The sequence below is a fragment of the Acidovorax sp. genome (assembly GCF_016783915.1).
Lineage (GTDB): Bacteria > Pseudomonadota > Gammaproteobacteria > Burkholderiales > Burkholderiaceae_C > Acidovorax.
This window is the reverse complement of record NZ_JADHVT010000138.1, coordinates 1-12,080: the sequence shown is the minus strand read 5'-3', so window position 1 is coordinate 12,080 and position 12,080 is coordinate 1. Positions and strand designations below refer to the sequence as shown.

Here is a 12,080-nt window from a genome sequence, read left to right as displayed (position 1 = left end):
TTGCCAAAGCCCTAAGCCGTTCTGATCTGACATTAGCCGGAATCCGCGCAAAAGCACTATGCAAAAGCGGGTATGCCTCGTTAATTTCGACAACGACTTTCAGGCTTTTGCCGCTCATACAGAAGCACCGCCGAGCAGCCAAAATCCACGCGCATTCGAAAGCACAGGATTTTTAGGCGATACCACTTTCAGGCGCGGGAATGCCTCCTGAATTGCCTGCTGGAAGAAGGAAGATCCACCGCCGACCAGAACAATAACGTCAGGAGACATAGTTTCCACGCGGAGAGCCTTTTGAATCGAAGTGGCTGCGACAGAGGAAAGAGTTTCACTTGCCTTCTTGAGGAAAGGAGCAAGTTCGACACGCTCACCCATGAGCAAGATGCTTTCCTTGCCGGAGTGAATTGCATTTCCGAGCGTTTCGACACTCACTTTTGCTCCGTGCTCTTCGGAAATAAAAGTTCCCGCTTGCGCTCCCACCTTCATTACATAAACTTCACAATTAATCGCACTCCATTAGACACTTAATGCAATTACGTGCAATTCTTGTCGCAGGTCAACCGCAGCGTAGTCGCAGCAAGTACGCCTGGCGTCGGACGGTCTCGTAGCAGTACAGAGTGACTAATGACTCACTTCAACGAATTGCCCGGACAAAACGACGTTTTCATCATTTTACGCCTCTTGATCCTAATAGGATGAATTCACACCCCTCTTTATGCGGACTGCAAGATCAGCTGTTCCAGCGGCTCTTTGACCTAGTGGATTCATCCTATTAGGATGGAACGGCAAATAATGGATCATAAAGAGACCCAACCCCCTCCGCTCCCTGCGACATGAAAAGTCCAAAAAGCTGTGCATCCTAATAGGATGGATTGGCACCCTGAATCCATCCTATTAGGATTGACACTTTTTCAAGCCTACACCTGAGGATGCTATAGGATGGGTGGATTCATCCAACTAGGATGGACCAGACCAGCATCTCCATCCCGGAAAAAGTGTGTTTTGAGCAGTACGGCCCCGTGGATGGATGTACCGGGTATCTCCATACACGGTAAAGAGATGGATCTACCCCCCGAAATGAACAAAGACGAACTAGCCCTCTATGAAGATGCAATCCAAGGCCTTGAGCGATGCATCGAGGTGCTCTATGGCCAAGCCATGGTCGCGGCAGACGAGTACATGAGCTTTGTGGATCGGGTTGAGGCGAAGGCGACAGGCTGGGAGTCCAGGTCAACACTGCAACTGTCATGTACCAGAAAGGGCAACCACTTGGATCTCAAATGGACGGGAATCCGTTGGTTTGGTCAAAAGAACAACCGACAATCCATTCGAGTGAGGATTGCGATCAATGAAGAATCAATGACCTATGCAAAGGACCGACTGAATACCTTTGCCAGAGAATGGGAAATTGATGAAGTGATGAAGACAGAAAAAAAAGCTTCAATCCATCAGACGAAAGTCAAAACACATTGTCAAGGCCATCATCAATACTCGTAATGCCATCCGCGTGTTGAAAGCGCAGAAGGGGGATGAGGTTGAGTCCGAGGAAGAGGCGGTCGGCTAGGGCCTATGTAAAAGCAATAGAACCCGCAGCTTGACCCACAATCTTCTTTTTTCACTTGCACTTAAACCTGGGCCCTATGTAGATGCACATGGGGCCTTTGACATTTCAGGGGTGGATTGATGTGCTCGCTGGATGTTTCCCTCGCGGCGTTTGTGCTCTTCAGGCCCCGTGCTTTGACCCCCGTCTTCTTTCCCCCGAAGAAATAAGCGCTCCGTAGTTTGGTTCCATTGATCTCGGGGTTAGGCGATCACACTGGCTCTTCCTCTATACACATTGCGGTCTTTCGAGGCTGTTATTGAGAGGACGAATCGCCCCTCGCGGAATCGCCTCAATCGCGGCGATAGCTGAGGCCCTATGTAGATGCATTTCTATGTAGTTGCGCATCGATTTTGATGACGGCCCTCGTCGCCCAATCAGCCCGACAGCGTTTAGTGTTCGCCCCGCACTTCCGTAGCCTTAATTTCCGCCCGGAACCGGTATCTTCACCATTTGGTGCTCGGTATTTGTCCTGTTTCCAGGCTTTGCCTTGCAGCGCCCTGGTTCCCGGATGGTATTGGCATATGGATTCGCAGGCCGCACTTACGACAACAGTAGGATTAGAATGGCGGGCGCTGGATACGACGAGCTACGCGGAAGCCATATGGCCTTTGGCGGTTCTGGCGGTGGTCCGCGTCGGGTTTTGATTCAGTGGTATCCCAAGGAGAATTCCGCTCTCTGGGCCCGGTGACGCGCGGCGGTGCAGAAATCGCTCTTGTGACCTTTTCACCGACAAGCCGCCTTTTGCCGGTCTCAGTGGCGCAACCCCCCAAGGCGCGACCATATAAAGCGGGATTTGCTCACCGCTGCTTTATGGTATCTCTGCGAGCTGTGGGTTTTCCGTCTCCCGTAATAGAACCCCAAGATTCTCCGATGGGCCTCCTAGCTCCCAAACCGCCCTCAGAGCCCCAAAGTAATTCTCCCCCCGGTGGAGTTTGGAAGCTTGTTTTTGGGGCCTCCTGCGCCTCATTACATGGCCCTCCCCCGTTTGGTTAGATCCGCTCTATTTCGGAGTGTTTTCAAAAGGTGGCAGCAGTTTTCTAGCGTAGCCTGCGGAAAGCTGCTGCGAAAAATGCGGTTGCAGCCGCTGAGCAGGTTCCGGACGCACGGGAGTATTTCAGCAGCCTGTTAGTCCCGTTCGAGACCGTGGCGTGCAAAGATAGCTGACTGGAATGCCATTTTTGTTTTCCAAGTGTGCCCGTCTCCCAATGGAAATAAACCGGTTGCCCAGATCTGCTTAAAGAGGCAACCAGTCTGTTGCCTCATGCGTTTGCCCCCTTGAAAAACCGCCTGGATCTCACCCGCTTGGCCGAACTTGACCGGCAGTTTTGCGATTTTGCGAAGCTGCAGCGGAATGCCACGCCCAGATGTGGTTGGGCAAAGACGGTTAGGTTGGCCTTGGGCATGAGTTCTAAAGCGCTGGGTGAGCGTTTGGGCATGACGGCACAGGGAGTCCGCAAACTGGAGCATGCCGAGGCCAACGGCACTATCACGCTGAATACGCTTGCACGTTTGGCTCATGGCCTGGACTGTGAAGTGCACTACATGTTTGTTCCCCGGACCAGTCTGGTGGAGCAGGTGCTCAACCGTACTCAAGAGATCGCTGGAAAATGCGTTGCCGTCCACGTTGATGGGGGCGGAGGCGCTGACAGATGCAGAAACGCTGATGGCCCTTACCAGCGCACTGGTAAAAGTGAGTAAGCGGGGCCTTTGGTGAGTCAGCGCTGGTTCTCCTGCCGATACAACCCCGCGATGAGTTTGAACATCGTTGCTATCATCAGCGCAAAGCAAGCCCCCGGTGCGACCTCTGCGAAAGCATGCCCCCGGGGGCGACGTTTTTCTGAGGGGTACTTTGATGAAATCTCTCTCCGAAGCTCGCGACAGCTCTTGAGAGATCCCATCGCCGTGGAATTGCACTGCACAGGTCAAGCGGCCTGGAAGGCGAAGCGCGTCATCACAATCAAGGTCAAGCACGCTCTTCCTGTCATCACCGCAAGGGAATATGCGCGCTCGGGCGATGCAACCGAAGATCCGACGCTCCGGCGACGCCGCTACGCCATTGTTAGCGGGACTGATCGGTAAATCATGGCCGCAGATTCTGCCCTCATCGCCCTGGAAGACCACATCGCTATTCTCACTATGCTTGTGCAGCGCATGGTTGACGAGTGTGGCGACCCAACTGGTTTCGACGCAAAGGACTGGCTTCATCACTGGCTCGTGGGGGCGGTCCCGGCATTGGGCGATCGAAGGCCTCTCGATGTACTCAAAGAACCCGGCGGCCTTGAGGTGGTGCGGAGCTTGCTCATGCGTGTCCAGTCTGGTGCGTTCTCGTAGGAATACGCACGTGGTTGGCGAGTTCTGAATCCGCCCTGGCCCTGCCGTCGTCCTTGGCTAAATCGCCACCCAGCGCAATCCCAACATACGGCTATGTCCTCTGGCCAAAATTCCCCATATCTCCATGCGTCCACTCCACGCAGCGCGGACGTCGTCCTGTACCTCGATCTCGATGGTGTTGTTCACCATGAAAAAGTGCTCTGGCATCCCCGCAAGGGTATCTACATGAGCCCGTATGAGGCTGCAGGGCATTCGCTGTTCGAATGGATTCCAATCCTGGAGTCAGTGCTCCAACCCCACCCGGCAGTCGCTCTGGTACTGAGTAGCACGTGGTGCATTCGCCCCGGATACAGCGCGACACTCAAACGCCTTCCGGCCTCATTGCGTGCCCGGTTTATTGGTGGGACGTACCACAGGCGTGTCCATGGCGTGGATCCCTGGAACCTGACCATGTTTCGCACCACACCCCGGGGCGTGCAAGTTCAAGAAGACGCTCAGCGCAGAAAACCCCAGCAGTGGATAGCGCTCGATGACGATCTGGAAGATTGGCCTGACCCCTGTCGGCAAAACCTGGTCGCATGCGAGGGAACTACGGGCTTGTCAAACCCCGAGGTACAACACGAACTGAGGGAAAAATTGCGCAGCTGTCATGTGGCCTTGTCGGCCAGAACCCCATAGCAGCTCGCGGGGCACGGTGCACTTAAAAACGGTCTAACTATCGAACCTTCATTCGAGAAATCCCCTGCCGCAAGTGTCTTGGATGCAAGGTTGGACGCATCCTGAATGTACATTTGGACGAGCCCTCAATGTACATTTGGACGGTAAACGCATCATTGCTTTCCCATGCATAGTCCGACCATCCCGTTTCGCCTAGTCTCCACTCAGCGCGAAGAGCAATTGGCTCAATTCAACGCCAGGAAAGAAATTGCTTGGTTTGGGTTTAGGGGGGCGTTCAAAGAGCCAGGCTTGGCGATCATCAATTTCACCAAAATCGAATCTGGCCTTCAGGGAGGTGGAGGAACCTCCGCAATCAATGGCGGCGTTATCGCCGCAGGTTTTGATGCAGCCTTCGTGCTTGCCGGTCTGGGTCACTACGATTCCAAGGTCGTCGTCACCCTGGAGTTGTCGGTCAAATTTTTGTCCCTTGCACTTGTCAACGAGTCGCTTGCATTCCAAGCGCATGTGGTTCGATCTGCTAAAAACTTCTCGTTCGCCGAGGGCTTTCTCTATCAGGCAGGTACAGTGCCAGCCCAGCATTTGGCAATTGCCACCGCTATGGTGGCGCCTGCGCGCTAGGCACGCGGCGGGAAGGCGCAAGGCGCAGGTGTCCGTCCCCTCGGCTGAGATGGAGATTTTCGACGATCGTTCACCCAAGGCGCGAGCGTTCTAGCTCGTAGAGACACCACCAGCACTGGGTTCGTTTGCTGCTTTCCGGTCTTCTATGCGATTGAATTCCGTGAGACCTTGACCTTCCCACCGTGGCAAGGTTCATAGTCAAAACGTGAATCAACCAAAGGAGGCTCACATGGTCCATTTCAATGTTCTTGATATGACGTGCGGCGGTTGTGCTCAGCGTATTCGTCGAGCAATAGCTCAGGCCCAACTGCCAGCAGGCGTCGAAGTAGAAATCGATGTGGCCACGCGGCAGGTCCGCGTTCCTGGGCAAGTCGAAGACGACACTGTGGAGCTTGTCCGCTCCGCAATTGAGCGTGCCGGATACAAAGCAGACGCCGTGGCGGGGACTTCATCGCGCCGAACAATCGGTGGCTGCTGCTGTGCGTCTCGGTCCACAACCTCTGTTGATGTGAATCAAGGCGCTGCGAACCGTACGTCGTCATGCTGCAGTTGAACCAACAAGGAGACCATCATGCGTCTGAATATCGTCGCTGGGCTGCTGACAACCCTTTTCGTGGCGGGCTGTGCCGTCGCGCAATCTCCTAAACCTGCGGACGAACACGCAGGTCACCACCCCGGTGATGCGCAGAGCGGTGGCGTAGCCACCCAGTCTGCCCCGGCAGCTACTACCCCGCCAGCACCGGACGCCTTTGATCGTCAGATGAAGGCGATGCAGGAAATGCACAAAAAAATGCAGGCGGCCAAGGCTCCCGCCGAACGTTCTGCTCTGATGGACGAGCACATGAAGCTCATGCAGTCCGGCATGGCCATGATGGGTGCTGGTAATTCTGGTGGCATGGGTATGGGGATGATGCAGCAAGGGGCGCAGGCCAAACCTGCCGCACCTGCAGCCTCTGGAAACTCGGGCATGGGAGGCGGCATGATGGGCATGCACGCTCAAATGGAGCGCCGCATGGCCATGATGGAACAGATGATGCAAATGATGGTGGACCGCCAAGCGGCCATGCCATCCAAGTAACCCCCGCGAGCGTCCTGAGGGGCGCTCGCCACAAAATCTCATTGAGATTTTGTAAACCACCTTCCTGTATCGACCAGTGCAAGGCGCTTTCCCCTTGAGCCCGTTACTGCCGCCCCCAAGCACTACGCATTTCAGAAGTGGGAATGTGTTCGGTTCCTTTGCATCCATGCTTGATCGATAGCTCAATTGGGTGCCATTGATGGCGGCGACGATGCTCTTATCGGGTCTTCAGTTTTCAGCGACAGCAACAGGGGTACGCCGCTGACCCGGTGGCGCCGCTTCGATCGGCACCCACCATGCCATGGGGCCAGTTCGATTGAGGCTGCATTGCCTGGCGTCGCTACGCAGCCTCTCGATCAGCAAACTCGATGCCCCCAAAGGGGGCACCCTAAGCTAGTCTCACGAAACCTGGCTGTCCAGCTGATCGCGTTTTCTCGGCTTTCTCATCAGCACATAGGCCGCAGGAATCACGAACAGGGACAGCAGCGGCGCCGTCACCATGCCGCCCAGCATGGGTGCCGCGATGCGGCTCATGACCTCCGAGCCTGTCCCGCTGCTCCACACGATGGGCACCAGGCCCGCTAGGATGACAGCCACGGTCATGGCCTTGGGGCGCACGCGCAGCACAGCACCTTCCCGGATCGCGTCCAGCAGATCTTCCAGCGTGGGCTGCTTGCCGTCTGGACATCTCTCTGCGAGTGCCTGCTTGAGGTAGATGAGCATGACCACCCCGAACTCTGCCGCGACCCCCGCCAGGGCGATGAAGCCCACGCCTGTGGCGATCGAAAGGTTGTAGTTCATCAGGTACAGGAACCAGATGCCCCCGGTCAACGCAAATGGCAGTGTCGCCATGATCAGTCCCGCCTCGCCCATGCGCGAGAAGGTCAAGTACAACAGCACGAAGATGATCAGCAAGGTGGCAGGCACCACTACTTTCAGGCGGGCATTGGCCCGCTCCAGGTACTCGAACTGGCCTGAGTACGTGATGCTGACCCCGGGCTCCAGCTTGATCTGGCGGCTCACCGCATCGCGCAGGTCATTGGCCACCGATGCCAGATCGCGCCCCCGCACATCGACATACACCCAGCCCGATGGGCGGGCGTTCTCGCTCTTGAGCATGGGCGGCCCATCGGTGATGGAGATGCTGGCCACCGTACCCAGCGTGATCTGCTGACCCATGGGGGTGGAGATGGGCAACTGGGCCAGGCGCTCTGGCGAGTCTCTCCACTCACGCGGATAGCGCAGGTTGATCGGGAAGCGGGCCAGGCCCTCGACCGTTTCAGACACGTTTTCACCACCGATGGCCCCGGAGACCACGGCCTGGATTTCGGACACGTTCAGCCCGTAGCGCCCTGCGGCCGTGCGGTCGATGCGGACATCGACGTAGCGCCCCCCCGTCAGGCGCTCTGCCAACGACGAAGTCACTCCCGGAATGCCCTTGGCGACCTGCTCGACTTGGGCAGCGATCCCGTCGATCACCTTCAGGTCGTTGCCGGTCACCTTGACCCCGATGGGACTCTTGATGCCGGTGGCCAGCATGTCAATCCGGTTGCGGATGGGTGGAATCCAGATGTTGGACAGGCCAGGAATCTTGACGGCCTTGTCCAGCTCCTCGATCAGACCCTCGGGCGTCATTCCTGGACGCCATTGGTCTCTGGGCTTGAGCTTCACCGTGGTCTCGAACATTTCCAGCGGTGCCGGATCGGTTGCGGTCTCCGCGCGGCCAGCCTTGCCGAAGACGCGCTCGACCTCGGGAACCGTCTTGATCATCCGGTTGCTCAGTTGCAGAAGCTCCGTCGCCCGCTGTGCCGACAGGCCCGGGAGCGCCGAAGGCATGTACAGCAGATCGCCTTCATCGAGCCTGGGCAGGAACTCGCCCCCCAGCCGCGAGAGGGGCCAGATCGTGGTCGTCAGCGCCAGCACGGCGATGACCAGTGTGGATTTGGGGCGGTGCAGAACCCATTCCAGGCAAGGCCGGTACACGGCAATCAGCGCGCGCGTGATCGGGTTCTTTTGCTCATCTGGGATGCGGCCCCGGATCCAGTAGCCCATCAGGACCGGGATCAGCGTGACCGAGAGGGCCGCAGCTGCGGCCATCGCGTAGGTCTTAGTGAACGCCAGCGGTCCAAACAGGCGACCTTCCTGTGCTTCCAGCGTAAAGACGGGCACGAAGGACAAGGTGATGATGAGCAGCGAGAAGAACAGCGCGGGGCCTACCTCCTCGGCGGCTTCGGTGATTACCTTCCAGCGCTCTTCCCCCACCAGTTGGCGGTCGGGATGCTTGTGCTGCCAGGCCTCCAGCTTCTTGTGGGCGTTCTCGATCATCACCACGGCCGCATCAACCATGGCGCCCACTGCGATCGCAATGCCACCCAGAGACATGATGTTGGCGTTGATGCCCTGGTAGCGCATCACCAGAAACGCCGCCATGATCCCCAGCGGCAGAGAAATGATGGCGACCAGTGCCGAGCGCAGGTGCCAGAGGAACAAGACACAGACCACAGCCACCACGATGAACTCCTCCACGAGTTTGGTGGTGAGGTTCTGGATCGCCCGCTCAATGAGCGCACTGCGGTCGTAGGTTGTGACGATCTCCACGCCCTGGGGCAGGCTGCTTTGCAGCTCGCTGAGCTTGGCCTTGACGGCTTGGATGGTTTCCTGGGCATTCTTGCCCGAGCGCAGGACCACCACGCCACCGGCCACTTCCCCCTCGCCGTCGAGTTCGGCGATGCCGCGCCGCATCTCCGGTCCGATCTGCAGCGTTGCGACATCGCCCAGGCGCACGGGAATCCCGGCGCGCGACACCAGCGGGATGGCCCTGAAGTCGTCCAGCGTCTTGAGGTAGCCGCTGGCGCGCACCATGTACTCGGCCCCGGACAACTCCAGCACCGACCCTCCCGTTTCCTGGTTCGCTCCCAGGATGGCATCACGCACCTGCCCCTGGGTCAGCCCTTGGGCTGCGAGCTTGATCGGATCGAGCACCACCTGGTACTGCTTGACCATGCCGCCCACCGACGCCACTTCCGCGACATTGGGCAGGCTCTTGAGTTCGAATTTCAGGAACCAGTCCTGCAGGGCCCGCAGCTGGGCGAGATCGTTCTTGCCGGTGCGGTCCACCAGCGCATATTGGTAGATCCAGCCGACCCCGGTGGCGTCGGGGCCGAGCGACGATTTGGCCGTGGCGGGTAGTCGCCCCTGCACCTGGTTCATGTACTCCAGCACCCGGGAACGTGCCCAGTACAGGTCCGTGCCGTCCTCGAACAGGATGTAGACAAACGAGTCGCCAAAGAACGAGAAGCCGCGCACCGTCTTGGCGCCCGGGACGGACAGCATGGTGGTGGCCAGCGGGTAGGTCACCTGGTTTTCCACGATCTGCGGCGCCTGGCCGGGGTAGGAGGTGCGGATGATGACCTGGACATCCGACAAATCGGGGAGCGCGTCCACGGGGGTGCTGCGCACGCCCCACACGCCCCAGGCCGTGAGCATCACGGTCGCCAGCAGAACCAGGAGTCGGTTCGCCACCGACCAGCGGATCAGACGTGCGATCATGGCTTGATCCTTTCCACGGCAGTGATCACGAAGTCCTTGCCTTGCTGCTGGAAGGTGAACTTGACCTGCTGCTCCGGTTTCAGGGCCTTGGCCAGCTCTGGGTTTGCCAGCTTGAATGGCATGGTCATGCCGGGCCACTTCAGTTCAGGCACGGCCTCGTGGGTAAGGGTCAGCTCGGTTGGCGTGACCTCATCGACCACCCCTCGCACCGTAAAGCTCTTGGACGCCGGAGCCGCAGAGGCCGAGGAACCCTGTTCAGCGATGGGTTGTGCGCTGCTGCCGGGAGGTTGAGCGGGCATGATGCCTCGCAGGCTGGCTTCCGAGTCGATCAGGAACTGCGCCGAGGCGACCACCTGCTGCCCTGCGGTGAGTCCGCTTTGAATGACGAGTCGGTCATCGATTTCCGCGCCAAGTTGTACCTGGACGGGGTGGTACTTGCCGGGGCCGTCCACCACGTAAACCAGTGCCCGCTTACCGGTTCGGATCACTGCTTCGCTGGGCACCAGCAGCGCTGGTTGCATACGTCCGGCCAGGGCAATCTGCCCGGACATGCCCGCCTTCAGGCGCTGGGTGGGGTTGGGAAGCTCCAGGCGCACGCGCACCGTGCGGGTGTCCCGGTTGGCCTCTGGGAGGATGCTCACGACACGGGCTTTGAGGGTTTCGCCCGGAAACGCGGCCAGGCGCACCTGGGCGTCCTGCCCCAGTTGCAAGGGACCGCTTTGCGCTTCGGGAACGGCCGCTTCGATCCAGACGCTGGCCAGACCGTTCACGCGCACCAGGCTGGCCCCCGCAGAGACCGTCATGCCCTGGCGCACCATCAGTTCGGCCACCATCCCTGCTTGTGGGAAGGTCACCGTGTAGCGGCCCTGAGGTTCGCCCGTGCGCTCCACCTGGGCCACGAGCGAGGCAGGCATGCCCAGCAGTGACAACCGATGACGCGAAGCGGCCGTCAGCGACTCTTCCTTGAGCGCCCGGACAGCGAGGAACTCGCGCTGCGCAGCCACCCACTCAGGCAGCAGTAAATCGGCCAATGGCGCGCCTGCGGCCACCACGTCACCCGGGGCCCGGGCATAGACACGCTCCACAAATCCTGCAGAACGCGCCTGGACGATACTCACATCCCGGTCATTGAGCTGGACCGTGCCCAGCACGTCCACATCGGATCCAATGTCGCGCTGCTCCACCGTGGCGGTGCGCAGGCCGAGGGCTTGCACCGCTTGTGCCGAGACATTCAAACCGGTGCTTTGTTGTGCGTCCTCATCGGCGTACTTGGGAACCAGCGCCATGTCCATGTAGGGCGACTTGCCTGGCTTGTCGAACTTCTGCGTTGGCACCATGGGGTCGTACCAGTACAGCACCTTGCGGTCGGCCTTCGCCGCTTCTGCCGATGGAGGGGTAGCGCCAGATGGATGACTGCTCGCAATGCGCCATTGGGAGACGCCCCAACCGAGGGCAATGCCAGCAGCCACCAGTGCCACGGCCACAGTGGTCTTCTTGAAAACGGTATTGGTCATGTGGTTCTCCCTTCAGTCCGCGATCAGGCTGTTCAGACGGGCAATCACGGTGTCCCGCTGCGCCTGCAGATCAATGAGCCGCCAGTGCGTCTCCCGCACTTGGGCCCTGGCCGCCAGCACGGCGCTCAAGTCGCCTTTGGCAGACTGGTAATTGGCCAACGCGAGTTCGGCACGCCCCTGTGCCAAGCCCATGCCCGCCGATTGCAGCCGCTCGATCTGACTGTTCAGCGCCGCCAGCTCTGAGGCGCTGTCCTCCAGCTCCTGCAGGTGCCTGCGGGTCACGTCTTCCTGCTCGGCTTCCAGGCGCTGCAGCTCCAGCTGCTTGGCCTTGATCTGGGGTGCCTGGCGCCGCTCCTGTTGCCATGGAAGGTCGAAGCTCACCTGGAAGGACACCATGTCGCCCCAGCGGCGGTCGCGGCGGCTGTAGGCGACTTCCCAGGACCAATCACCCTTGGTTTCTGCCTGGGCTTCGCGCGTTTCCGCCAAGGCCATGGCCTGCATGGCGGGGTACTGCGCAAGTTCCGCGTGGCGGTGTACCTCTGACCGCAGTTGGTCCAAGGGGCGGCTCAGCGGCCCAGGAGTGCCCTGTAGCGCCTCGTCGGCGCGAGCGCCAACCCAGCGCCGCAACATCGCCCTGGCCTTGGACCGGTCCCGCTGCAGATCGTCCCGACGGTCCGACAGCGCAAGCGCCTCCTGCCTGGCCATCAGCAGG

The 12,080-nt window shown here is 59.2% G+C and carries 12 protein-coding genes; 8 read left to right on the top strand and 4 right to left on the bottom strand.

Annotated features, from left to right (window positions below; translation table 11 throughout):
* Positions 1 to 114: 114 nt before the first annotated feature.
* Positions 115 to 483 (bottom strand): hypothetical protein, encoded by a 369-nt coding sequence (locus tag ISS20_RS19630; RefSeq protein ID WP_260668055.1) that lies wholly within the window; start codon positions 481 to 483, stop codon positions 115 to 117.
* A gap of 591 nt (positions 484 to 1,074) precedes the next feature.
* Here ISS20_RS19630 and mobI point away from each other — a divergent pair.
* The 8 genes from mobI to ISS20_RS19595 all read left to right on the top strand — a co-directional run bounded on the left by mobI (position 1,075) and on the right by ISS20_RS19595 (position 6,305).
* Positions 1,075 to 1,494: a conjugative transfer protein MobI(A/C) gene (mobI, locus tag ISS20_RS19625; protein WP_146186043.1), complete on the top strand. Its 420-nt coding sequence runs from the start codon at positions 1,075 to 1,077 to the stop codon at positions 1,492 to 1,494.
* 1,507 nt (positions 1,495 to 3,001) lie between these two features.
* On the top strand, positions 3,002 to 3,298 hold the full coding sequence (locus tag ISS20_RS19620; RefSeq protein ID WP_108498434.1) for a hypothetical protein: 297 nt from the start codon (positions 3,002 to 3,004) through the stop codon (positions 3,296 to 3,298).
* A 51-nt stretch (positions 3,299 to 3,349) separates the two neighbouring features.
* Complete coding sequence (locus ISS20_RS19615; RefSeq protein WP_133246267.1) at positions 3,350 to 3,679, top strand: hypothetical protein; 330 nt, start codon at positions 3,350 to 3,352, stop codon at positions 3,677 to 3,679.
* A 3-nt stretch (positions 3,680 to 3,682) separates the two neighbouring features.
* Complete coding sequence (locus ISS20_RS19610) at positions 3,683 to 3,931, top strand: MbcA/ParS/Xre antitoxin family protein (protein WP_082836292.1); 249 nt, start codon at positions 3,683 to 3,685, stop codon at positions 3,929 to 3,931.
* 93 nt (positions 3,932 to 4,024) lie between these two features.
* The gene (locus ISS20_RS19605; protein WP_291438760.1) at positions 4,025 to 4,609 is read left to right on the top strand and encodes an HAD domain-containing protein; all 585 of its coding nucleotides are present in this window, start codon (positions 4,025 to 4,027) and stop codon (positions 4,607 to 4,609) included.
* A gap of 165 nt (positions 4,610 to 4,774) precedes the next feature.
* The gene (locus ISS20_RS19600; protein ID WP_291438758.1) at positions 4,775 to 5,227 is read left to right on the top strand and encodes a hotdog domain-containing protein; all 453 of its coding nucleotides are present in this window, start codon (positions 4,775 to 4,777) and stop codon (positions 5,225 to 5,227) included.
* 229 nt (positions 5,228 to 5,456) lie between these two features.
* On the top strand, positions 5,457 to 5,780 hold the full coding sequence (locus ISS20_RS23680) for a heavy-metal-associated domain-containing protein (RefSeq protein WP_108497762.1): 324 nt from the start codon (positions 5,457 to 5,459) through the stop codon (positions 5,778 to 5,780).
* Positions 5,781 to 5,798: 18 nt separating this feature from the next.
* Complete coding sequence (locus ISS20_RS19595; protein WP_108497763.1) at positions 5,799 to 6,305, top strand: hypothetical protein; 507 nt, start codon at positions 5,799 to 5,801, stop codon at positions 6,303 to 6,305.
* Between the two features lie 399 nt (positions 6,306 to 6,704).
* Here ISS20_RS19595 and ISS20_RS19590 read toward each other — a convergent pair whose 3' ends face one another.
* The 3 genes from ISS20_RS19590 to ISS20_RS19580 all read right to left on the bottom strand — a co-directional run.
* The gene (locus ISS20_RS19590; RefSeq protein WP_291438755.1) at positions 6,705 to 9,854 is read right to left on the bottom strand and encodes an efflux RND transporter permease subunit; all 3,150 of its coding nucleotides are present in this window, start codon (positions 9,852 to 9,854) and stop codon (positions 6,705 to 6,707) included.
* Positions 9,851 to 11,368 (bottom strand): efflux RND transporter periplasmic adaptor subunit, encoded by a 1,518-nt coding sequence (locus tag ISS20_RS19585; RefSeq protein ID WP_100409587.1) that lies wholly within the window; start codon positions 11,366 to 11,368, stop codon positions 9,851 to 9,853. Before ISS20_RS19585 ends, ISS20_RS19590 begins: the two co-directional genes overlap by 4 nt.
* 12 nt (positions 11,369 to 11,380) lie before the next feature.
* Positions 11,381 to 12,080, bottom strand: a 700-nt coding sequence (locus tag ISS20_RS19580) for a TolC family protein (RefSeq protein WP_291438751.1), incomplete at its 5' end; no start/stop codon positions are given.